18 protein-coding genes are annotated in these 24041 nt (G+C 28.1%); 15 read left to right on the forward strand and 3 right to left on the reverse strand.

Features of this window, described 5'->3' with window-relative positions; translation table 11 throughout:
- Positions 1-50 precede the first annotated feature (50 nt).
- The 4 genes from DS884_RS13950 to DS884_RS13965 all read left to right on the forward strand — a co-directional run bounded on the left by DS884_RS13950 (position 51) and on the right by DS884_RS13965 (position 5376).
- A complete protein-coding gene (locus tag DS884_RS13950) occupies positions 51-1421 on the forward strand; it encodes a sigma-54-dependent transcriptional regulator (RefSeq protein WP_113787178.1) in 1371 nt (456 codons plus the stop codon).
- A 4-nt stretch (positions 1422-1425) separates the two neighbouring features.
- The gene (locus tag DS884_RS13955; protein ID WP_113787179.1) at positions 1426-2748 is read left to right on the forward strand and encodes a sensor histidine kinase; all 1323 of its coding nucleotides are present in this window, start codon (positions 1426-1428) and stop codon (positions 2746-2748) included.
- A 792-nt stretch (positions 2749-3540) separates the two neighbouring features.
- Positions 3541-3957, forward strand: coding sequence for a helix-turn-helix transcriptional regulator (locus DS884_RS13960; RefSeq protein ID WP_317047342.1), 417 nt, complete (start codon positions 3541-3543; stop codon positions 3955-3957).
- Positions 3958-4191: 234 nt separating this feature from the next.
- Positions 4192-5376 (forward strand): class I SAM-dependent methyltransferase, encoded by a 1185-nt coding sequence (locus tag DS884_RS13965; protein WP_113787180.1) that lies wholly within the window; start codon positions 4192-4194, stop codon positions 5374-5376.
- A 113-nt stretch (positions 5377-5489) separates the two neighbouring features.
- On the opposite strand, the gene pepE is transcribed toward DS884_RS13965, so the two are convergent.
- A complete protein-coding gene (pepE, locus tag DS884_RS13970; RefSeq protein ID WP_113787181.1) occupies positions 5490-6191 on the reverse strand; it encodes a dipeptidase PepE in 702 nt (233 codons plus the stop codon).
- Positions 6192-6243: 52 nt separating this feature from the next.
- Between pepE and DS884_RS13975 the strand changes: the two genes are divergently transcribed.
- The 8 genes from DS884_RS13975 (at position 6244) to DS884_RS14010 (ending at position 16852) form a co-directional block, all read left to right on the forward strand.
- Positions 6244-6768, forward strand: coding sequence for a lipoprotein (locus DS884_RS13975; RefSeq protein ID WP_113787182.1), 525 nt, complete (start codon positions 6244-6246; stop codon positions 6766-6768).
- Positions 6769-6909: 141 nt separating this feature from the next.
- Entirely contained in the window at positions 6910-7722 is an 813-nt protein-coding gene (locus DS884_RS13980) for a carboxypeptidase-like regulatory domain-containing protein (protein WP_113787183.1), read from the forward strand.
- A gap of 2 nt (positions 7723-7724) precedes the next feature.
- Positions 7725-8507, forward strand: a complete 783-nt coding sequence (locus DS884_RS13985) for a carboxypeptidase-like regulatory domain-containing protein (RefSeq protein WP_113787184.1) — start codon at positions 7725-7727, stop codon at positions 8505-8507.
- A 1-nt stretch (position 8508) separates the two neighbouring features.
- The gene (locus DS884_RS13990) at positions 8509-9309 is read left to right on the forward strand and encodes a carboxypeptidase-like regulatory domain-containing protein (protein ID WP_113787185.1); all 801 of its coding nucleotides are present in this window, start codon (positions 8509-8511) and stop codon (positions 9307-9309) included.
- Between the two features lie 30 nt (positions 9310-9339).
- Positions 9340-9837, forward strand: a complete 498-nt coding sequence (locus tag DS884_RS13995) for a DUF6702 family protein (protein WP_113787186.1) — start codon at positions 9340-9342, stop codon at positions 9835-9837.
- Positions 9838-9903: 66 nt separating this feature from the next.
- On the forward strand, positions 9904-12039 hold the full coding sequence (locus DS884_RS14000) for a M1 family metallopeptidase (RefSeq protein WP_113787187.1): 2136 nt from the start codon (positions 9904-9906) through the stop codon (positions 12037-12039).
- A 169-nt stretch (positions 12040-12208) separates the two neighbouring features.
- Positions 12209-14440 carry a M1 family metallopeptidase gene (locus tag DS884_RS14005; protein WP_093871237.1) on the forward strand — a complete coding sequence of 744 codons (2232 nt, stop codon included), beginning with the start codon at positions 12209-12211 and terminating at the stop codon, positions 14438-14440.
- A 99-nt stretch (positions 14441-14539) separates the two neighbouring features.
- The gene (locus DS884_RS14010; protein WP_113787188.1) at positions 14540-16852 is read left to right on the forward strand and encodes a type IA DNA topoisomerase; all 2313 of its coding nucleotides are present in this window, start codon (positions 14540-14542) and stop codon (positions 16850-16852) included.
- 27 nt (positions 16853-16879) lie between these two features.
- On the opposite strand, the gene DS884_RS14015 is transcribed toward DS884_RS14010, so the two are convergent.
- A complete protein-coding gene (locus tag DS884_RS14015; protein WP_147239413.1) occupies positions 16880-18058 on the reverse strand; it encodes a hypothetical protein in 1179 nt (392 codons plus the stop codon).
- A 93-nt stretch (positions 18059-18151) separates the two neighbouring features.
- Here DS884_RS14015 and DS884_RS14020 point away from each other — a divergent pair, with 93 nt between their 5' ends.
- Entirely contained in the window at positions 18152-20809 is a 2658-nt protein-coding gene (locus DS884_RS14020) for a T9SS type A sorting domain-containing protein (protein ID WP_113787190.1), read from the forward strand.
- A gap of 48 nt (positions 20810-20857) precedes the next feature.
- Here the strand turns inward: DS884_RS14020 and DS884_RS14025 are convergent, their stop codons facing one another.
- The gene (locus DS884_RS14025) at positions 20858-21535 is read right to left on the reverse strand and encodes a TrmH family RNA methyltransferase (RefSeq protein ID WP_093871243.1); all 678 of its coding nucleotides are present in this window, start codon (positions 21533-21535) and stop codon (positions 20858-20860) included.
- Positions 21536-21582: 47 nt separating this feature from the next.
- Here DS884_RS14025 and DS884_RS14030 point away from each other — a divergent pair, with 47 nt between their 5' ends.
- The gene (locus tag DS884_RS14030) at positions 21583-22263 is read left to right on the forward strand and encodes an SIR2 family NAD-dependent protein deacylase (protein WP_113787191.1); all 681 of its coding nucleotides are present in this window, start codon (positions 21583-21585) and stop codon (positions 22261-22263) included.
- A 21-nt stretch (positions 22264-22284) separates the two neighbouring features.
- Complete coding sequence (locus DS884_RS14035; protein ID WP_113787192.1) at positions 22285-24036, forward strand: amidohydrolase; 1752 nt, start codon at positions 22285-22287, stop codon at positions 24034-24036.
- Positions 24037-24041 lie beyond the last annotated feature (5 nt).

Genomic DNA, 24041 nt, shown 5'->3' on the forward strand with positions numbered 1-24041 from the left:
TAATCGAACATTTATTTGTTCATAATCATTCAAATACGTAATTATGTAACATGAGAAAAAAAGATGCAACTATACTAATTGTTGACGATGATGATGATATTTTATTTTCAGCAAGAATTAGTTTAAAAAAATATTTTTCTGAAATTATAAAAGAGAACAATCCTAAAAAAATAAGTAATCATTTAACGACTTCTACTGTGGATGTTGTTTTATTAGATATGAATTACAGAATAGGTTTTGAAGATGGTAAAGAAGGGCTGTATTGGTTGCAACACATTAAAGAGTTAAGTCCTGAAACAACAGTTATTTTAATGACAGCTTTTGGTAGTGTAAACTTAGCTGTGGATGCTATTAAAAAAGGTGCTACTGATTTTATTTTAAAACCTTGGAATACTGAAAAACTATATGGTGTTGTAAATGCAGGTGTTGAATTAGCTCGCTCAAAGAGGAAAACAACACAATTACAAACAGTTCAAAAACAAAACGATAAAGATTTTCATAAACAAACAGAACATATTATAGGAAATTCTCCTGCAATGCAATCTGCTATAAAGCTAGTTCAAAAAGTAGCTCCTACTGATGCCAATATTTTAATATTAGGAGAAAATGGAACAGGAAAATATGTGTTTGCTAAAGAAATACATCTTCAATCTACTCGTAAAAATCATCCTTTTATCCATGTAGATTTAGGATCTTTAAATGAAAACTTATTTGAAAGTGAGTTATTTGGGTATGTAAAGGGTGCATTTACTGATGCTAATAAAGACTCTATTGGTCGTTTTGAATTGGCAAAAGGAGGTACTATCTTTTTAGATGAGATTGGTAATTTACCAATGCATTTACAGTCAAAATTACTAACTGTTGTTCAAAACAGAAAAATAACTCGTTTAGGCGAAGGAAAAGAACGTGCTATTGATGTACGAATTATTTGCGCTACAAATGCTCCAGTACATGAAATGGTTGATAAACAAACTTTTAGACAAGACTTATTATTTAGAATAAATACAATAGAGTTAAACTTACCGCCACTTAGGGATAGAAAAGAAGATGTAGAGTTATTAACCACTCACTTTTTACAAAAATTAAATCAAAAATATCGAAAGAAAATTCAAGGTTTTTCTAAAGAAGCACTAAATGCACTTAACCAATATCATTGGCCAGGTAATATTAGAGAGATTGAGCATATCATTGAAAGAGCTATTATTATTACTGATAACACTAAAATTCAATTAGAAGATTTACATTTTTCAACAAAAAAGGCAACAAATTCTTTAACTGATAACTTAAATTTAGAAGAAACAGAAAAGCTCTTAATACAACAGGCCTTACAAAAACATCAAGGAAATATTTCAAGAGCAGCCAAAGAATTAGGACTAACAAGAGCTGCTTTATATAGACGTTTAGAAAAACATCAATTATAAAACAATGGGAAGACCTCAATATTATCAAATTAGTATAAGGATTGCTTTATTAATTTTTAATGGCGTTATTATTTTTAGCAGTTATACAAAAGGATACATCATTAATACCATAGGTTTTACTTTGTTGCTATTTTTTCAGTTTTTTTTATTTCTTAATTATCTGAATAAAATATTTTCAGATGTTGAAAAATCTATAGATTGTTTATTATATGATGATTATTCAAATTCTATATCTAAAGAGAAAAGAAAAAATTCATTGTACAATAAAACTGCATTATTATTAGAAAAACATAGAAAACAGAATATTCAAAAAACTTCAGAGCAACTTATACTTACTAATATAATTGAAAGTTTAAATATTGGTATACTTATTTTAAGAAAAGATAAACATGATTCTATTGAAGTCTTTCAGTTAAATACTACCTTTAGTAAATTTCTAAGAATCCCCAAATTTTATAAATGGAGTTTATTAAAAAGTAAATTAGGAAAACTTCTAACTCATATTTCAGACTGGAAACAACATAGACATACAGTAGTTTTAACTATTAACGAAGAAAAAGAAACTTTTTTCTTAAAAACGTCAGTTACTCAAACAAATGAATATGAATATTTAATTGTTTCTTTAGAAACTATTCAACAATTAATTGACAAAAAAGAAAAAGAAGCTTGGTATAAATTAATGAACGTAATGTCTCATGAAATTATTAATACGATTACTCCTATTAGTAGTTTAGCAGAAAATTTAGGATCTCTATTGCAAGAAGACTCTCCGGATGCAGATACTATTGATGAACTATCTCAAGGATTAGAAATTATAAATAGACGTTCAAAGCATTTAACATCTTTTGTTGATACCTACAGAAAATTAGCAGAATTACCTTTACCTCAAAAAGAAAAATTTAATTTAACTGAACTTGTTAAAAACACTATACAACTTTTTAACCAAGAGTTTATATTAAAGAATATTGAAGTTGAGTTCTCAATTAAATCTGAGTTTATAATTAATGCAGATAAAAAACAAATAGAACAGGTTATTGTTAATTTACTATCAAATTGTTTATATGCTTTTGAGAATATTAAACTTCCTAAAATAACTATTTCAATTTTTGGTGGTAATATGCGTACACATTTGTCAATAGTTGATAATGGTATTGGTATTTCTTCAGAAATTAAAGATAATATATTTGTTCCATATTTTACAACACGCAAAGATGGATCTGGTATTGGACTTACTTTAAGTAAAAGTATTATAGAATCTCATAACGGAATTATTCAATTTTCATCAGTTGTAGGTAAAACTACTTTTACGTTAACCTTTATTAATTGATTCACAATTGTAAATTGATTATTTGTTTATACAACGTAATAAACGAAGTCACTAAATAATAAAAGTAATTATATTGTGTAGAATAAGTAATGATATAGTGTTTATAGATAAAACATCAGTTTATAAACGGGTTTTCCACTAGGCTTAAGTCATAAACTTATTTTTACATTCGTATTTAAGTAAGTTATTAAAAATAAGTAGTATTTTAATTAATTGTCATACTTTTTTACTTAGTTACATTTGTAAACTACTGGTAAAAATTAAATTTCTTGACTATTTTAATTGGACATAATTCATCATATAAGATTAAATACTTGTTGATATATTACTAATTATTAAACTAGTCTTTTCTATAGTTCCATTGATTACACGTATTATTGTCTTCTTTATTTATTTTACCTACCAAAATAAGCTTAAAGCTCTTAAATAAGATTAATTAGCCCTTACACTCTATTGATAAGTATAATTACTTTGTTTTTTAGTATATACTAATTAAATATAATCTTTGTATAATACATCATACTCTGTATTAATTACAAATGTTAATTGTAATTTCCTGCATCTTTCTTTTTTACAATTATAAACTTACCCATCCCTTAAAAGAAAACTTTTTTTAAGTAAAAGTATAGTTTTTCTCTATAATAAAAGATTAAATATTTGTTTTAGAGGTGTTTATATGTAATTATTTAATTGTTTTGTTTAATTAAAATATGGTTATTATACATTATTCTATTAATTGTGTATTAAAATACAATTGTTTACATTTGTACACATCATTAATAATTGACAATTGTGAATTCAGAAGCTTTTATAACTCGTTTAAAAATAATTTTAGAATACTATAATTTAACATCATCAACTTTTGCTGATACTATTGAGGTACAAAGATCAAGTATGTCACATTTAATGTCAGGAAGAAATAAACCTAGTCTCGACTTTGTTTTAAAAATCGTAGATAAGTTTCCAGATGTAGATTTATATTGGCTTTTGAATGGAGAAGGAAATTTCCCTAAAAAAAATGTAGACATTACTATTGAGCAAAAAAAAGAAGTCTTAGAAAAAACTAAAAACACGACTCCTTCTCTATTTACTCATAGCGAACCAACTTCTAAAGAGATTTCAAATACTCAATTCTCAGAGAGTGCCAAAAAATTAATAAAAGTTGTCTTATTATATAATGACGGAACATTTGAAGAGTTTAAGCAATAATTTTATGTAAAAACCTATTCTTATATATTTACATATACTGAATAAGTATATAATAATATTAAAATACTCAATTCTCAGAGAGTCAAAAATTCAATAAAAACTTTCTTTTAATAATAGTACTCTTACTTTGCGTACTATTAGATTTATAATTTATTTACATCAATCAAACTCTTGATTCAAAATATCAGTATTTTTGTATTATTTACTTAACTCTATTTTATTTTTACCTTTTTAATGAATAAATATATTTTAAATAATGATGTTCAATCATTTATAAATAATAATTTAAAATCAAATATTGATAAATTACTTTTCAAAGGCAGTCCTTTTAAACAGGTTACTATTCAAGAATTAGCCAATCAAATTATAGCTAAACAAAAGTCAGAAAAAAAATTACCAACTTGGTTTAATACTAGTACAATATATTACCCTGCTAAATTAAGTATAGAACAAACATCATCTGAAATAACCGCCGAATATAAAAGTTATATAGTTAAAGGTAAGACTATAATTGACATAACAGGAGGTTTTGGTGTTGATACCTATTATTTTTCTAAAATATTTGAAAATGTAATTCATTGTGAAATTAATGAAGAATTATCAAAAATTGTTAACTATAACTATCTCCAACTTGGAGTAGAAAATGTGCATACAATTCCTAAAAATGGTATTGAGTATTTAAAAGAAACATCAGAGAAAGTTGATTGCATTTATATTGATCCTTCACGAAGAAATGATGCAAAAGGAAAAGTGTTTTTATTAAAAGATTGTCTACCTAATGTTCCAGATAACCTTGATTTTTTATTCTCTAAATCTGATATAATCCTTATTAAAAACTCTCCTATATTAGATATTTCTGCTACAATTAATGAACTAAAATATGTTAAAGAAATCCATATTATCGCAGTAAAAAACGAAGTAAAAGAACTTGTCTTTTTATTAGAAAAAAACCACAACAAAAACACAGAAATAAAAACACATAACTTCCTGATAAACAAAAAGAAACAAGCGTTTAACTTTAGCTTTAATTCAATTAGTAAAGCTATCTTTAATTTACCTTTAAATTTTCTATATGAGCCTAATTCAGCTGTCTTAAAATCTGGAGGATTTAATCAAATTTCAAGTTATTATAAATTAGATAAATTACATCAACATTCTCACCTTTATACTTCTGAATTTTTAAAAGAAAATTTTCCAGGACGAACATTCTTAATTGAGAAGTTTTTTAAATACAATAAAAAAAGAATTAGAAAAGAAATTTTAGACGAACAAGCAAATATTACTATTCGAAATTTCCCAAAAACAGTAGCTCAATTACGAAAAGAAACTAAGCTAAAAGACGGAGGTAATATTTATTTATTTTTCACTACAAATTTTAACAATGAGCCTATTGTTATTAAATGCAAAAAAATAAAATAATAATAACTTTTCCACGTTCTTATAATGATAAGTGTCTATATCGGACGTGTTTTTTTATTAGGGGAAAATAAAACATGTCAGAAAGCCTTGATTTTTTAATCAAGGCTTTTCTTTTATATAATTATTTCCTTATTAGTATCTAATTCTATTGGGTGTTTATCTTTTTGAAAAAATCGAGCAGTTAAACTTCCTTTTAAAGTAATCTCTTTTCCTTTTACCTCTAACCAACTACCTTCTCGTAATCCTAAAACACTAGTAGCATTAAACACATGATATTCTTTTATTCGTGTTTCTCTTGTTTCTCCCATATGCTTTGAGTTTGGATTTGGATCAAGATAATGTGCATTAATATTAAAAGGAATTAAGCCTAAAGTTTTAAAACTTGGTGGATATACAATAGGCATATCATTAGTATTCATCATTGTTTCTCCGCAAATATTACTTCCAGCACTTGTTCCTAAATACGGAGTTCCTTTATCTAAAACTTCTTTCAAAGTTTCTAACACATCGTTTTTATATAATTGATTTACTAATTCAAACGTATTTCCTCCTCCAGTAAAAATTCCAGTGGCATTAAGTATTGCTTGCTTCGGATTTTTAAATTCATGAATTCCTTTTACATCCCTACCTATTTTTTTAAAAGCTTTTCTAGCAATTTCAGTATAGTCATCATAACTTATTCCTCCAGGTCTAGCATATGGAATAAATAAAATAGTAGTTGCTTTTTCAAAATGAATTGAAAGTGCTGGTAATATATACTCTAAATACCCACTTCCATGAACTGTTGATGTACTTGCTACAATTAGTTTTTTCATAAAAAATATTTTTATAACTTTGGTAAAACTAATTATTTAAAAAAAATAAACAATGAAAAAATTACTTTTCTTATTTTCTTTAATTCTTACACTCACTTCTTGCTCAAAAAATGATTCAAACATCCCAACAGTTACTAATAATGATGTTGTAGGCACATGGAATCTAACTGATTTTAAAATTGAAGGAACTACTAAAGGAACATACAAAGGGCAAAATTTTAGTGGTAATGTAAAATCACATGGTGAAAACTATAACTTTGCTTTTACTTTTAATCAAGATAATTCCCTTTCTTTAAAAGGTCTTTTTACTATAGTAACAACATCAACAATTTTAGGAGTTTCACAAACTAATAAAAGTGATGCAAAAGTTATTGATGGTTTTGATAATAATGCTAAATGGAATATTGAAAATAATATTCTAAAACTAACTACTAGCGGTGGGGAATCTTTTGAAATTCCAATTGATGATTTTCAAAAAGATAAAATAGTTTTAAAATATGTTGTTAATGAGAAAAAAACAATAAATGGTATTGATTTACAAATAAATGGTATACAGTACATAGTTTTAGAAAAATAGTATAAAATAGAATACACTGTTAAATATAAACGCCTTACTATTATCTAGTAAGGCGTTTATATTTAACAAAAATTTACAAAGACATTAAAACATTTTTAAGAAGGGGACTTTGTTTCTTTGTTTAGTACAAACAAAAATTATATGCAAAAACAATTACTCTTCTTAATTATAACTACCACTACTCTTTGTTTTTCTCAAAAAAAGAAAACTGTCTTAAAAGGAATTTTAAAAGACAAACTTGGAGTAATAAAAAATGCTAACATTTTAAATTTAAATACAAAAGAAGGTACATTCTCTAATGATTCCGGGAATTTCTCTATTACCATTTCAGTAGATGATGTACTACAAATTTCTACTATTCAACACCATACCAAAAAAATAACTATTTCAAAAAATATTTTTCAACAAAAAAACATAACAATAAAAATGCATACTAAAAGTCATGTTTTAAATGAAGTAGAAATAAAAAGACATAATTTATCTGGTAATTTATTAATTGACATAAAAAAAACTCCAAAGGATACTATATCTGAGCTTGTTAATAAAATGATGGATGGTATTAAAAGTATGAAATTAGATGAAATAATGAACATGCCTACTGGTAGTGATGAAATTCATTTGTCAAAATCAGCAGCACCAGGAATTCCAAATGTATTTACTGACGGTATAAAACTTTACAGTGGCAGCATTGGTGGTGGTTACGAAAAAAAAAGAAGAGAAGAAAGAAAAAGACTAGAACAAAAAGAACAATTTCCTGACAAACTACTTCGTGACTTTGGAAAACATTTTTTTTACAGTGAATTAAAAATACCTAAAGAAAAATATTATCATTTTATAGAGTACTGCAGTCATACTAATGTTGAAGTTCTTTTTCATAATAAGAAGTTATTTGAAGTTATTCAATTATTAAAAAAAGAAAGTGTGAGTTATCTTCAAATAATTAATAAAAAATAGAAATGCATAAAATATTTTTATCCTTATTAGTTATTATTTCTTTAAACATCCATTCACAAAATGAACGAAAGTATATGCATGGTAAAATTTATAATAAACTAGGAAACCTAGCTAACGTTCATGTTATAAACTTAAACACTAAACATGGTACTTACACTAATGATAGTGGGAACTTTAAAATTCCTGTTAATTTAAACGATAGTTTAAGATTCTCTTTTGTAGGGTATGAAACTAAACTTTTAAAAGTAACTGAAAAACACCTTGGAATTCAAAATAATAACTTCGTTTTAAAAAAAATTACTTACACCTTAGATGAAGTTAATTTAAAAAAAAATAATCTCTTAGGTTTCTTGTCGGCTGATTCAAAATTAATAAAAAAAGAAAAAGTAATAAATGCTGAAACTTTAAAGCTTCCATTTGCAGGATCAAGAATCCTTACACCTGCTGAAAGAAGGTTACAAACTGCTCAAGGAGGTAGTACACCATATATGTTAGGTTTATTAGGTGGTTCTGTATCTTTAGATTTAATAATAAACAGTATTTCTGGAAGAATAAAAAAGTTAAAAAAACTAAAAGTAATTGAAGAAAGAGAGAAAAAGATTAGTTTTATTAAAGATATTCATGAAAGGTACATTATTAATGATTTAGGAATTGGAAAAGATAATTTGTATCGCTTTATTTATTTTTGTGAAAATGATTCTAAATTTAATCGTATCTTAAACCAAGGCGAAATATCAATGATTATTTTTTTAAAACAAAAGTCTAAAGAATTTAAAAACCTATAGTATGAAAAACATCTCCCTTCTTATTCTTTTATTAATTTCCATAAATCTATGTTCTCAAAATGAACGTAGATATATTCATGGTAAAATTTTAGACAAAATAGGAATATTACCTAATGTTCATATTATAAATTTAAATACGAAACACGGCACATACACGAATAGTAATGGTGATTTCAAAATCCCTGCAAAAGTTAATGACAGTTTACGTTTTTCATATGTTGGTTATGAAACCAAAGTAATAAATGTTTTAGATAAATTTTTTGGAATGCATGATAATACTTTTTTCATAAAAAAAATTGCTTACACTTTAAATGAAGTGGAAATTAAAAAACACAATTTACAAGGAAGTATAACTTCAGATATTAGAAAAACACCTGAAGATAAAAGAGAAGAAGCATTAAGAAAAACGATGGATTTTTCAAAAGTAGATATGAGTGTTGTTGAGCCTAATGACCATATTGATGAAAGGGTTCGTCCACACATTGTAAATACTGATCCTACTGCCAATTTTGCAGGTGTGGGTGCTACTGCAATTATTCCGTTCGGATATTCTAAACGTTTATGGGCACTTAGAAAAGAACTAGCTTTAAAAAAAGGTATGCCAGCTAAATTATTAGCTGAATTAGGAGAAAAATACTTTTTTGAGGAATTACAGATACCGCCCGAAAGATATTATCACTTTTTAGAATATTGTAACCCTTTAGGAATAGAACAATTACATAAAGAAGGAGAAACGTTAAAAATTATTAAAATTCTAACAACTGAACATATTAAGTATTTAGAAATAATAAAAAAGCAGTAATTTGGCTTAATAATTGACAGTAATTTTAATATGAAAAAAATATTTTTTATAACAGTAGTCACTTTTAGTTTATTCTCATTTGCTACTCTTCATAAATATTACCTTGCTTTAACTGAAATCGAATACAAAGAAAATTCTCAATCTATACAGATGATTATGAATGTGTTTATAGATGATATTGAAGATGCTATAAACAAAGACTACAATACTGACTTGCAGCTATCTACAAAAAAAGAAGATAAAAACACCGATAGTTTCATTAAAAAATATCTAAATAAACATTTTAAAGTTTCAATAAATAATAACGTAAAAACCTACAATTTTATAGGTAAAGAATACGATGGAGATATTGTATATTTTTACCTTGAAATTGAAAAAATTTCATCTATCACATCTATTGAAATTAAAAATGATGTTTTAATAGAGCATTTTCCTGAACAGAAAAATTTAGTAAAAGCCACTATTAAAAAAGAACGTAAAAGTTTATTTCTTGATAAAAAAAATGATAAAGGTTTGTTAAATTTTTAACAAACTTTAACCATACCTCTTCCTTATTTATTACTTTTAGAACCTACTTAAACAACTAATTAGATAATGAAGAAAAATATTGTATTAATTTTTTCTGTTTTTTTTGTGGTTTCTTCCGTTTTTTCTCAAAGCAAGAGAGAAACACAAAAAGGGCATACAAATCAAAATAAATTTAAACAACTTAAAGATGAATTAGCAACACCAGATAGGCGGCATACTGCTTCTGGAGCTCCTGGTAAAAAATATACACAACAGAAAGTTGACTATTCAATGAATATTGTTTTGGATGACGATAAACAAAGAATTACAGGTAACGAAACTATTACGTATCATAATAATTCAGAAGATGAATTAACCTATTTATGGTTACAATTAGATCAAAATATGCGTGCATCTGATTCTAAGACACCAGATATTCAACCTACTAGTGCGCCTAAAAGAGGGGTTCCAAAAAGAGTATATGACAGGTATTTCCCTGAAAAACCATTTGATGGTGGTTTTAAAATTACTAGTGTAACTAATACTAATGGGAGTAATTTATCGCATACTATTAATCAAACTATGATGCGAATAAACTTACCTAAGCCTTTAGCTTCAGGAGAAACTTTTTCTTTTAAAATTTCATGGTGGTATAACATAAATAATCATAGAACTCAAGGTGGTAGATCTGGATTTGAACATTTCCCTGCTGATGGAAATAACAATTATGTAATTGCTCAGTTCTATCCAAGGTTATGTGTTTATGACAACGTTGAGGGATGGCAAAATGATCAATTTTGGGGAAGAAGTGAATTTGCTTTAGAATTTGGTGATTTTAATGTAAATATTACAACTCCTGCTGATCATATGCTAGGAGCAACTGGAGTTTTAATGAATGAAAGTGAAGTTTTAACTAAAAAGCAACAAAAAAAATTAGCTTTAGCTAAAAAGACTTTTGATAAGCCGGTATTAATAGTTTCTCAAAAAGAAGCTGAAGAAATTGAAAAAGGAAAATCGAAAAAAACTAAAACATGGAAATTTGTTGCTAAAAATGTACGTGACTATGCTTTTGCTTCTTCAAGGAAATTTATTTGGGACGGTATGGCTGTAGATATTAACGGTAAAACTGTAATGGCATATTCATATTATTCAAAAGAAGCTAACCCTTTATATGGAGATCATTCAACAAGAGCTGTAGCGCAAACACTTAAAACGTATTCTAGATATACATTTGATTACCCATATCATAAAGCAATTTCTGTAGACGGTCAAATGGGAATGGAATATCCTCAAATTTGTTTTAATCCTGGTAGACCAAACCCTGATGGAACCTATTCTGATAGAGTAAAATACAGAATGATTAAAGTAACTATCCATGAAGTTGGACATAACTTTTTTCCTATGATTGTAAACTCTGACGAACGTCAATGGACATGGATGGATGAAGGTTTAAACTCTTATATGGAAATGTTAGCTGAATTAGACTACGATTCTAATTTCCCTTTAAGTAGAGGGCTTCCTAAGAATATTGTAGGTTACATGAGTGGTGACCAGTCAAAGATTGCTCCAATTATGTCTAAAGGTGATAATGTATATCAATTTGGTAATAACGCATATGGAAAACCAGCAACTGCTTTATGGATTTTAAGAGAAACTATTATGGGTAAAGAATTATTTGACCATGCTTTTAAAACTTATGCAAAACGTTGGAAATTTAAACACCCTACCCCTGCTGATTTCTTTAGGTCTATGGAAGATGCATCAGCTATGGATTTAGATTGGTTTTGGAGAGGTTGGTTTTATACAACTGATGTTACTGATATTGGTGTTAAAGATGTTAAAAAATATTACACAACTGAAGGGCCTAATAATTCTGTAAATTTTGTTCAAGACAAAACAGAAGGTTTAAGCTTTGATTCAAAGAAAAACCCTAAATCAAAATATCATTATGAAATTACTTATAATAAGCCAGGTGGTTTAGTTATGCCTATAATTGCTGAGTTTACTTATAAAGACGGGACTAAAGAAAGAAAAACGTATCCTGCTCAAATTTGGAGGCTTAATGACAAGCAAGTGACTAAAATATTTTCTTCAGATAAAGAAATTACTAATATTACAATTGATCCAGATTTAGAAACAGCAGATGTAGATACTTCTAATAATAGTTGGCCTAAGAAAACTACTAATAAGTTTGATAAATTTAAAAAGAAAATTAAAGGTTAAAAACTTAACATAGTAAAATAAAAAAGCGGTATAAAATATTTTATATCGCTTTTTTCATATCTGTTTTTTAACCAAATAGATAAAAATTTGTTAAAGTTTTAACATATACTCTTTTTGACTAAGATTAATTCACTAATTTTCCAATTATTTAAAAACCAATAAGCACAAAATGAGAAAATATACTACACTATTATTTTCAGCTCTTTTTGTATCAGCATCTTTATTTGCACAAGAAACAACTAAGAAAGAGCCCCAAAAAGGTCATATTGACCAAAATAAATTTCGTCAATTAAAAGACGTTTTAGCAACACCAAATGATCAACGTACAGCTTCTGGGGCTCCTGGACATGCATATACTCAGCAAAAAGTAGATTATGTTATGGACCTGCGTTTAGATGAAACTTCAAATAAATTATATGGAGATGAATCTATTACTTATCATAATAATTCTAAAGATCATTTAGAATATTTATGGGTGCAATTAGATCAAAATATGCGTGCTCCTGATTCGAAATCTCCTTTAGTTGAATCAAAAGGTGCTAGTGGTTTTCAAACTCCTAAGAAGTTTGTTGAAAATAACATGTCAAAACCTAAAGCTTTTGGTTACAATATCGAAGCTGTTAAAAAAGCAGATGGTAGAGATTTATCATACACTATAAATAGAACAATGATGCGAATAAATTTACCAAAGCCTTTAGCTCCTGGTAATACATTCTCTTTCAAAATTAAGTGGAATTACACAATAAACAATGTAGTAACTGATGGTGGACGTTCTGGAGTTGAAGAGTTCGCTGATGGTAATAAAGCTTTTATAATTGCTCAGTTTTTTCCTAGATTATGTGTTTATAATAACGTAGAAGGATGGCAAAACATGCAATTCTGGGGACGTAGTGAATTTGCGCTAGAGTTTGGAGATTATGATGTAAAACTTACTGTACCTGCAGATCATATTGTTGAAGCTACTGGAGAATTACAAAATGAAAAAGATGTTTTAACTAGAGAGCAACGTAAACGTTGGGAAAAAGCTAGAAAATCATATAAAAACCCTGTTCTTATCGTTACTCAAGAAGAAGCTGAAGTAAACGAAAAGAAAAGATCTACAAAAACAAAAACATGGCATTTTAAAGCTAAAAATGTACGTGATTACGCTTTTGCTTCTTCAAGAAAGTATATTTGGGACGCTATGGCTGTTAACATTAATGGTAAGAATGTTATGGCAGTTTCTTTATATCCAAAAGAAGGAAACCCTTTATGGGAAGAGCATTCAACAAGAACTGTTGCTAATACTTTAGAAGAGTATTCTAAATTAACCTTTGACTACCCATATCCTAAAGCAATTTCTGTTAATGCCAATGATGGTATGGGAATGGAATACCCTATGATTTGTTTCAATTTTGGACGCCCAAATCCTGACGGAACATATTCAGATCGTTTGAAAAAAGGAATGATTGGAGTAATTATTCACGAAGTAGGACATAACTTCTTTCCTATGATTGTAAATTCTGACGAAAGACAATGGACTTGGATGGATGAAGGTTTAAATTCATTTGTTCAAATACTAGCTGAATTTGATTACGATGCTAAATTATTCGCTCAAAATCCTACTAAAAATATTACGCGTTACATGAGTTTTGATCAAAAGCGTTTATCTCCTATTATGTCTCAAGGAGATTATGTATATAACTTTGGACCAAATGCATATACTAAACCAGCTGCTGGATTATACATGCTTCGTCAAACTATAATGGGTCCTGAATTATTTGATTACGCATTTAGAACTTATTCTAAACGTTGGATGTTTAAACACCCAACACCAGCTGATTTCTTTAGAACTATGGAAGATGCTTCAGGTATGGATTTAGATTGGTTTTGGAGAGGTTGGTTTTATACAACTGACTTTACTGACATAGGTATTAAAGAGGTTAAACCTTTATTTTTAACTGATAAGCCTAATGAAAGAACTAAAAAATTACAAGAGCAATATCCTACATATTTTGCTCGTTTAGGAAAATTAGTTTTCTTAACTACTAAAAAAGAAGAAGCTAACTCAAAAGAGGTAGAAGCGCATATTAATGGGTTACCAGCTGCTGAAAAGGCTAAACTTAAAGAAATGCCTAAATATATGTATCAAGTTGAATTTGAAAAGCCAGGTGGTTTAATGATGCCTATCATTGTTGAGTTAACTTATGCTGATGGTACTAAAAAGCGTGAAACTTTCCCTGCTCAAATTTGGAGAATGAATGAAAATAAAGTGTATCGTGTATTCTCTTCTAGCCAAGAGATTAAAAGCATTGTAGTAGATCCTGATTTTGAAACAGCTGATATTGATACATCAAATAATAGTTGGCCTAAGAAAACAACTAATAAGTTTGATAAATTCAAAAATAAAGTTAAGCAATAACTTACTTTTTATATTGTTAAAAAAACGTGGCGAATGCCACGTTTTTTGTTTGCATACATACTACAAAAAATAGTACTTTCGAGTTTTAAATAGGATAGAATGAAAGTTTGTATTGCAGAAAAACCAAGTGTTGCTCGTGAAATAGCTAATATTTTAGGAGCCAATACAAAACATGATGGATATTTTGAAGGTAATGGATATGCTGTAACCTATACTTTTGGGCATTTATGTACACTTTTAGAGCCTAAAGATTATAAACCCTATTGGAAAAGTTGGGATTTAAACAATTTACCTATGCTTCCAGAAAAATTTGGTACAAAAGTTACAGGAGACTCTGGAATACAAAAACAATTTCGAATAGTAAAATCATTATTTGATAAAGCTGATGTTATTATAAATTGCGGGGATGCTGGTCAAGAAGGAGAACTTATTCAGCGTTGGGTTATTAATCAAGCTGATTATAAAGGTGAAATACAACGGTTGTGGATTTCATCATTAACCGAGGAAGCCATAAAAGAAGGGTTTGAAAATTTAAAACCATCAGAAGGATACGACAACTTATATTATGCTGGATATTCTAGAGCCATTGGAGATTGGCTTTTAGGTTTAAACGCTACGCGTTTGTATACTGTTAAGTTTGGTGGTTATAAACAAGTTTTATCTATCGGTAGAGTGCAAACTCCTACCCTAGCTATGTTAGTTAATCGTTATAAAGAAATTTTAAATTTTAAACCAGTACCTTATTGGGAATTACAAACTTTATATAGAAATACATTATTTAGTTGTGAAGAAGGTCGTTTTTTAAAAAAGCAAGAAGGACAAACTTTTGCTAATAAAGTAAAAGAAAGTGATTTTGAAATTGTATCTGTAACCAAAAAGAAAGGTAAAGAATATGCTCCTAAACTATTAGATTTAACAGGATTACAAGTATATTGTAATAATAAGTTTGGTTTTTCTGCAGATGAAACCCTGAAAATAGTTCAAAAACTCTACGAAATGAAAGTAGTTACTTATCCTAGAGTAGATACTACGTTTTTACCTAATGATGTTTACCCCAAAGTGCCTTCTATACTTCAACGACTTACAAATTATAGTACGTTAACAAAACCTTTATCAGGAAAAAAAATAAGAAAATCTACTAAAGTATTTAACGATAAAAAAGTAACTGATCACCATGCTATTATTCCTACAGGAATTCAAGTTAACTTACAATACAATCAGCAACAAGTATATGATATTATAACTAAACGTTTTATTGCTGTTTTTTACCCTGATAGTGATATTTCAAACACCGCTGTTATTGGTAAAGCAGGAGATGTTTCTTTTAAAACTACTGGAAAAGAAATATTAACCAAAGGATGGCGCGTAGTATTTGAATATGGTAAAGAAGTTAAAAAAAGTGATGATTCAGGTATGCTTCCTACATTTACTAAAGGAGAAAAAGGTCCTCATGAACCTTCTTTTTTAGAAAAAGAAACAAAACCTCCACGTAATTATACTGAAGCTAGCTTATTACGTGCTATGGAGACTGCTGGAAAGCAAGTTGATGATGACGAAATGCGTGAGTTAATGAAAGAAAACGGTATTGGTCGTCCATCAACACGTGCAAGTATCATTGAAACGTTATTTAGAAGAAAATATATTGAGCGTCAAAAAAAATTAGTAGTTCCAACTCAAACAGGAATTGATTTAATTGATTTAATTGACAATGAATTATTGAAATCTGCTGAATTAACTGGGCTTTGGGAAAAACGTTTAAAAGAAATTGAACGAGGTGAATACCATGCTTCTACTTTTATTAAACAGATGAAAAAAATGGTAGATGACCTTGTTTACGAAGTGAGATCAAGTACCAAAACTAAAAGAATTTCATATGAAACACAACAAGTTAAAACGACTTCTAAAAAAGTAAGTTCAAAAAAGAAAACAGTTGTAGGAAAAGAATGTCCAAAATGTAATAAAGGTCAGCTCTTAAAAGGAAAATCTGCTTATGGTTGTTCAGCATTCAAAACTGGTTGTAAATTTACATTACCTTTTGAGTATATGAAAAAGAAAATATCTGAAAATCAACTTATTCGATTGTTAGATAAAGGTTGTACAACCAACTTAAAAGGTTGGAATTCAGAAAATGGTAAAATTGAAGGATTAATACGTTTTGATGAAAATTTTTCTCTTAAATTAGAAGTTAAACAATCTTCAAGTTCCTCAGTTACTAAAATTTCTGAGCCAACAAATACTTTAGCATGCCCTAAATGTAAAAAAGGACAACTTTTAAAAGGAAAAACTGCCTACGGATGTTCTGAATATAAAAATGGATGTAATTTTGTTTTTACTTTTGAGAACATTAAGAAAGAGGCTAATGGTCAAAAACTGACTAAAGAATTAGTATTTAATATAATTTCAAAAAAATAGCTCTACAAAATTATTGTAGAGCATATTTTAATTTAAGAAGTCTTGCCCTAATGTTAACGAAGTTGACGAACTAACCAATGACTTTGCAACATATTTATTCTGCGAATTATCCCATACATAAACTCCAATATTTTCTGGATGAAATTTGCTTATATTCTCTTGAATAAAGTTTTCATTTGAATTATTATTAATTGGTAAAAATGCTGTATAAGGGTTTCCTATGGCATTCCATTTGACTTCATTTACTGAAATTGAGACATCAGTGGTAGTCAATGTTCCAGTAAATTTGACACTTCCATTAGTAGCTCTTGAAACTATATACCCCTTGCCTTTTTCAAAAGTTAAAGTATTAGTTTGAATATCATCTGCTGTATAATAAGTCCATTTATTTCCATCAGTTTTAGTATCATCATAATAAGCTACTGCATATCTATTTGGAGTAACAGTTGTATTTACACGAATATCATTCTCAGAAGATTCTATAAAATCTTTAATACTTTGAACAGAAACTGGAGCAGTAATTATACTCCATTTATTAGCTAATAATCCACTTCTTTCATAAGTTACATTACCATTTGCTGTTCCTCTTACAATTAGAGTTCCGCTTGTATTAGCTGAGGAACTAATACTAATCGTTCCTGTATTATTTAAATTACCATTTATAATGGTAATACCATTATTTTCTATAGTAAACGATGATAATTCTTGAATTTCTAAATCATTAATTTCTGCTGTAACTCCTGACTCAATAATTGGAGATGTTACTAATACTGGAATAATTACGTTTTGTGTTGTTAAAGCAATAGCGTTTAAAGTCCAGTTTCCATTATCTGTCCAATCTGTACCATTAATTCCTGTCCAAATTGAATTATTACAATCTTCTGTAAAATTAGTTGTTACATCTTTCTCCCAAGTTGATAAATAAGATGCAGATGCATAATCAACTTCAATACACGTTAGATAATTATTAAACTTAGCATTAAAATTAGTCATTAAATTATTGTTTCCGTTTCTAACATCGAGTGATACTAACAATGTTTGTGTAAGAGAAAGCTCCTCTAATTCCGGACAATTGGTTACATCTAAAGTTGCATATTGGTTTTTACTAGCTCTAAGTATCTTAAGTTTTGGATTGTCTAAAATTAAGCTGTTAATTTTGTTAGATCTTAATTCAACTTCCTCTAAATATCCATCTAGAAAAAACATTAAAAAAAACATAAACACTTAATTATTAAACCTATAAGTTGATTAATTACAAAAAAAATAGTATATTTAGATAAACCTTATAGTCCCCCCGACATGAATAAACTAATTATCTATGCATTAGCAGTGGTAATCCTACTCTCTTGCGAAAAAGAAAAAAAAAATTCAGTAAGCATTCCTAAAAAGCATAAGAAGGAAAAGAAAGAGGAAAACCCAGACAAGTATGCTATTTGGACAGAAAAACAAGCTGCTAGACATCAAAAAATACTTCAAAAGTTGTCATCGAAAGCTAAAAAAACCAATTATAAAAAAGGCCGTTCCTATTCTTATGATGAAAGTCATTTAAGAGGTACTTGGAAAAACAGAGGTCCTAAAAACATGCCCGGAGCATTTAAATTTACTGAAATGCTTGATGATACAGATGTTATATATGGAGTAAGCCATAATCATTATGCTAGTGAATTTAATTCAAAGGCTTTGATTTTTAAAGGAACCGTTTACAACCCAAAAACGGGTAAAGGTGGAGATGACTTTAAAGTACTTACTGCAAATTGGCCAAACAGATATCAAAATTTATTTGCTTTTAAAATCGACTCAATCACAAGGTTAGTTGCCCATATTGAAAATGGTCCACTATATTATTCTGATGATGATGGAACTACATGGTCTCAATCAAATGGATTACCAGATGCTAATACTAGTTCTATTATCAACAGACAAGATGATCATACTATATATGTAACTAATGGTCAATTGGTATTTTTTTCTACTGATAAAGGAGCTAACTTCTTTTTACTTAAAGAATTTAATACTAAAGAAAATAGTTTTTTATATACTCCCAGATACGATCTACAAGCAAATTCTGAAGCTATCTATTTAGCTCATGGAGGTACCTTTTATAAATTAAATGATAAAAAAACTGATTTTTCAAAATTAGGAACCTATACCACTAACCACGGAAGTAGGTTATTTAGTATTGGTGGAGATAGTAGAGTTCTTTATATTACGGAAGATAAAAACTATTGGGTGTCTAACGATGAAGGAAAAACCTGGGTTAACAAACACCCTAAAGGAAATTATTATGGTAATAGAACAGTAAAAATGTCACCTGGTAAATTCTTTGCAGCACATCCAGAAAATCCTAGCATTTCAATTGCTGGATACTCACAACCTATAATTTCTTTAGATAAATTAAACACAAACCATTCAACAACTACAGGTTGGGGTAGATATCAAAATGGTACGAGTTTAAATACTGAAGACTATTATAATAGAATTCGATTTAATTACCATCCAGATTTTCAATCTTCTCAATTTTTTTATAATAGTACAGGAGATTTATTTTCTGTAAGGTGCAGTGACGGCGGGATTTTTATATCCTACAAAGAATGGGAAGATTTCCCTAATGAAGGAACTGCATTTAACAATACTGGATATAAGGATGCTCATTATATTAACTTAAATGTTATCAATACCATAAACCCATTAATATATAGAAATAATTTATTTACTGGATATAGTAACCCTAATCATATTTATTACAGTACTCAAGATCAAGGAAGTGGAAGTATTATAAATGATGATAGTAAAAGAGAAGATAATAAAGAGGTATTAGATTTTTATCAAAGTATTGGTGGTGATGGCCCTCCAATTAACAGTCATGATGGAAAATATGCTTGGAAATGGCAAAGACAAGGTACGAAAGTATATGCTCCTGTTAAAATATATAGTAACACTGGAGCTTTTCAATCAATAAGTAAAATAAATCGTCAGTTTAAAGATGAATACTCAGTTAGCTTTACAAAAAAAACTGCAATGGCCTACGTTCAAACATATATAGATCGTACAGATTCAGATAAAAATATGTGGGTATTATCAAAAGATTTAAATAGAGTAACATGGGATGGTACTTCAATTACCTCTCATACAGTTGATAAAGGTACTAATCATGTAGCAGCTTTAGCTCAGGCAACACTTAATCCAGATAAATTGTATATGCTTCAAGATGGTAAAGTATTTATTTCAGAAGATAGAGGAACCACTTTTGACACAGAAATAACTACACCTTTTTCTAAAACTAATGAAGTTATTGGAAGAGGTGATATAGGTAGCGGAGTTGTATTACCTAATGATGACAATTGGATTTTATTTTGTGGACCTAGTACAAATAATGTAGGCTCAATTTTATCAAAAGATGGAGGACAAACTTGGATTGACATTACAGGAGATTTCCCTAGTGGAATTGATGCACAAACTAGTGGAATGGTTGTTACTTCTGGTGGTGAATTTGTATTTGCAGGAACTGATATTGGTCCTTATGTTTTTGATGTAGCTAAAGAAAAATGGTACTCAATTGCAGAAGGAATTGGTTTTTTTAATGCAACAGATGTAGACTATATTCCGTCAATAAACACAGTTCGCTTTGCTTCTTGGGGTTCAGGGATATTAGATTTCAAAATAGATACTCGCTCGTTATCTATTGATGATAACGATGTTGCATTTAAAACTAATTTTAACGTATACCCTACTCCTGCAAATGAATTTATAACTTTACAATTAAAAAATTCTATAAGCTCAAAACTTAATATCGATTTTTATAACATTTTAGGTAAAAAAGTACTGACAAAAAATGATGTTACACTTATAAATAATGAAGCTACAATTAATACTTCACAACTTACTCCTGGTATATATATAGCTAATATTTTGGGAGATAAAAATCAAAAAATGAGTAAAAAGATAATAATTCAATAGTTATTATTTTTACTTATTAAAAACGTATTATACTATTCAACTTGAAAATTATAATACGTTTTTCTTTTCATAATAATGATCAATAATCTTATCTGGGTTTTTAATAGTATTTTTTATCCAATTAAAATATAAAACTTGCTTTTCATCATCATTTAATTGCCAATCAATAGTAGTTTTACGAATACGAGATGTTATATCTTGTAAAGTAATTGCAGCAGCTACCGATATATTTAAACTTTCAGTGAAACCAACCATAGGTATTTTTAAAAAACCATCAGCTTCTTCTTTTATATAATCTGATATACCATCTTTCTCAGCTCCAAATACAAAAGCAGATTTTTTGGTAACATCAAAATCAGACAACACACAGGAGTCTGTATGTGGAGTCGTTCCAATTATTTGATATCCTTTGGTACGTAATTCCTCTAAGCATACTTTTGTATTATCTCCATCTTCTTTAAAACGGTTAATATTTAACCACTTCTGACTACCTTTAGCTACATGCCTTGATACTTTATTGGTAAATTTATTTTCTATAGCATACACATCTTGAATACCAAAAATATCACAACTCCTTACTACTGCACTTGCATTATGTGGTTGAAAAATATCTTCTAAAACTACTGTAAAATGGCGAGTTCTATTACTTAATACTTTATGAAAAGTATTTTTACGTTTTTCTGTAATATATCCTTCTAAATAAGCTAATAATCCTTCATCAATCATGTAGCAAACATACTAAATTTTCATATTTTAGAGGTTTAATTTTTGATATGAAAAATTTAGTTATTTTATCTGGTGCTGGTATTAGTGCTGAGAGTGGTATTAATACCTTTAGAGATGCAAATGGTTTATGGGAAGGTCATGATATTTATGAAGTTGCTTCTCCTCAAGGTTTTGCTGCAAATCCTAAACTTGTTTTAAATTTTTATAATGAACGTAGGAAACAACTTACTACTGTCGCTCCTAATAAAGCGCATTATAATTTAACTGAATTAGAAAAATATTTTAATGTCAATATTATTACTCAAAATGTAGATGATTTACATGAAAGATCTGGTAGTTCTAATATATTACATTTACATGGTGAATTGTTAAAAGCTAGAAGTACTAAAAATGAACATGCAATTTATAACTGGAGTGATGACATAAATTTAGGTGATTTGTGTGAATATAATTCTCAATTACGCCCACACATTGTATGGTTTGGTGAAGATGTTCCTATGCTTGAAAAGGCTATTGAAATTACTAAAAAAGCTGATATTTTAGTTATTATTGGTACTTCTATGCAAGTTTACCCTGCAGCTAGTTTGATTAGTTACATTTCAATAAACACTCCTATTTATTTTATTGATCCGAAACCAGCTGTTAGTAAGAATGATTTTAACAACTTAACTATTATTAATGAAGTAGCTAGTACTGGTACTGAAAAGTTATTACGCTTTTTTCTATAATAAAATCTAACAATTCAAACAATGAAAAAGATAAAACTACTCATTTCATTTTTTTTGATATCAATTATTGTTTTTATATTTTCAAAAAATGACTTTAAAAAAGCCTCACCTACTCTCTATTTTAATGCTAATATAATTACTATTAATAATGAACAACCAAATGCTAATGCTATGTTGGTTGAAGATGGAATTATAAAAGAAATTGGAGATCTTAAGTTATTTAAAAACTCAACTGTAAAAAAAATAAATCTTAAAGGAGCAACGGTTATGCCTGGTTTTATAGATGTTCATACACATTTTGCTTTATCCATGTTTTTTGAAAAAATGTATGATTTATCAGGTTTTAAGCATGAGAGTAATTCTGATGTTTGGAGTTATTTTGAAAGCTGTGTAAAAAATGTTACTAAAAATGAATGGTTAGTTTTTAAAGGGTTAGATCCTGTTTTAGTTCCCGATTTAAAAACTCCTACTTTAAAATATTTAGATCAAATTGCACCTAATAATCCAGTAGCTATTTTTAGCCAAAGTTTACATAGTTATTGGGTTAATACAAAAGCTTTTGAAAGTGTTGGGATCAATAATACTGTTAAAAACCATTCGAAAAAAAGTTATTATGAAAAAGATTCTTTAGGTAATTTAACAGGTTTAATTATAGAACAAGAAGCTTTTAAACCGTTCATTGAGAAATTAAAAACTGAAGTGCTTACTCCTAAATTATTGAGTAATTCTTCTAAAAAAGTAATGAAAGAATATGCTAAAAATGGAAATACAACTATAGTTTCAACTGGATTAACAATTAATGATTCTAAACCATTAATTTTAATGAAACATCTATCTGATAAAAAACCTAGTTTGTTAGGTAATTTTTTAACCTTGATTAAACAACTTCCTGAAAGAACTCCAACTCCTCGACATTTTATATATGTACGCCATGATATGGCACATGTTTTACCTAAAACAAAGGGAGAAATAAATGATTTTTATGATATCATTGGTATTAAACACTGGTATGATGGATCTCCATACACGGGTTCAATGTACATGAATGATCCTTATCTTATTTCAAACTTAACTACTAAAAAATTACATATCCCACCTAATACAAAGGGAAAAGCTCTTATAAATAAAGAAAAATTAAAACAGTTTATTAAAACATACCATAATAAAGGATGGCAAATAGCTATTCATACACAAGGTAATGCTGCCATTACTGAAACAGTTAATGCTTTTGAAGAACTGAAAAGTGAGCTAGATTATAGTAATTCTAGACATCGTTTAGAACACTGTTTAATGTTACCTAATTCAGAGATCTTAAGAATTAAAAATTTACAGTTACTCCCTAGCTTTCATATAAATCACTTATTGTATTATGGAGAAGCGTTGAATAATGATATTTTAGGAAAAAAACAAACAAGTAAAATATTAGCTATAAAATCTACACTTAATGAAAATATAAAAAGTACATTACATGCAGATCAACCAATGTTTGAAAGTAATCCTTTTAGATTGATCCAAACTGCAATTGAAAGAAAAACTAAAGAAGGTAATATAATTGGTATAAACGAGCGAATAAATTTATTAGAAGCAATTAAAACTTTAACTATAAATGCTGCTTTTCAAATACATAAAGAAGATAAAATTGGTTCTTTAGAAAAAGGAAAATACGCTGATTTTATTATTGTAAATAAAAACCCTTATACTTTAAAAACAAATGAAATTGGTGAAATTAAATGTATCAAAACTTTTATTAATGGTAATGAAGTTGTTTATTAATATTC

The organism is Tenacibaculum sp. E3R01, from assembly GCF_003318185.1.
Lineage (GTDB): Bacteria > Bacteroidota > Bacteroidia > Flavobacteriales > Flavobacteriaceae > Polaribacter > Polaribacter halocynthiae.

Excerpts from the sequence above, each read along its gene's own strand:
- DS884_RS13950 (WP_113787178.1), top strand. The coding sequence starts at position 51 with ATGAGAAAAAAAGATGCAACTATACTAATTGTTGACGATGATGATGAT.
- DS884_RS13955 (WP_113787179.1), top strand. The coding sequence starts at position 1,426 with ATGGGAAGACCTCAATATTATCAAATTAGTATAAGGATTGCTTTATTA.
- DS884_RS13965 (WP_113787180.1), top strand. The coding sequence starts at position 4,192 with ATGAATAAATATATTTTAAATAATGATGTTCAATCATTTATAAATAAT.
- pepE (WP_113787181.1), bottom strand. The coding sequence starts at position 6,191 with ATGAAAAAACTAATTGTAGCAAGTACATCAACAGTTCATGGAAGTGGG.
- DS884_RS13975 (WP_113787182.1), top strand. The coding sequence starts at position 6,244 with ATGAAAAAATTACTTTTCTTATTTTCTTTAATTCTTACACTCACTTCT.
- DS884_RS13980 (WP_113787183.1), top strand. The coding sequence starts at position 6,910 with ATGCAAAAACAATTACTCTTCTTAATTATAACTACCACTACTCTTTGT.
- DS884_RS13985 (WP_113787184.1), top strand. The coding sequence starts at position 7,725 with ATGCATAAAATATTTTTATCCTTATTAGTTATTATTTCTTTAAACATC.
- DS884_RS13990 (WP_113787185.1), top strand. The coding sequence starts at position 8,509 with ATGAAAAACATCTCCCTTCTTATTCTTTTATTAATTTCCATAAATCTA.
- DS884_RS13995 (WP_113787186.1), top strand. The coding sequence starts at position 9,340 with ATGAAAAAAATATTTTTTATAACAGTAGTCACTTTTAGTTTATTCTCA.
- DS884_RS14000 (WP_113787187.1), top strand. The coding sequence starts at position 9,904 with ATGAAGAAAAATATTGTATTAATTTTTTCTGTTTTTTTTGTGGTTTCT.
- DS884_RS14005 (WP_093871237.1), top strand. The coding sequence starts at position 12,209 with ATGAGAAAATATACTACACTATTATTTTCAGCTCTTTTTGTATCAGCA.
- DS884_RS14010 (WP_113787188.1), top strand. The coding sequence starts at position 14,540 with ATGAAAGTTTGTATTGCAGAAAAACCAAGTGTTGCTCGTGAAATAGCT.
- DS884_RS14015 (WP_147239413.1), bottom strand. The coding sequence starts at position 18,058 with ATGTTTTTTCTAGATGGATATTTAGAGGAAGTTGAATTAAGATCTAAC.
- DS884_RS14020 (WP_113787190.1), top strand. The coding sequence starts at position 18,152 with ATGAATAAACTAATTATCTATGCATTAGCAGTGGTAATCCTACTCTCT.
- DS884_RS14025 (WP_093871243.1), bottom strand. The coding sequence starts at position 21,535 with ATGATTGATGAAGGATTATTAGCTTATTTAGAAGGATATATTACAGAA.
- DS884_RS14030 (WP_113787191.1), top strand. The coding sequence starts at position 21,583 with ATGAAAAATTTAGTTATTTTATCTGGTGCTGGTATTAGTGCTGAGAGT.
- DS884_RS14035 (WP_113787192.1), top strand. The coding sequence starts at position 22,285 with ATGAAAAAGATAAAACTACTCATTTCATTTTTTTTGATATCAATTATT.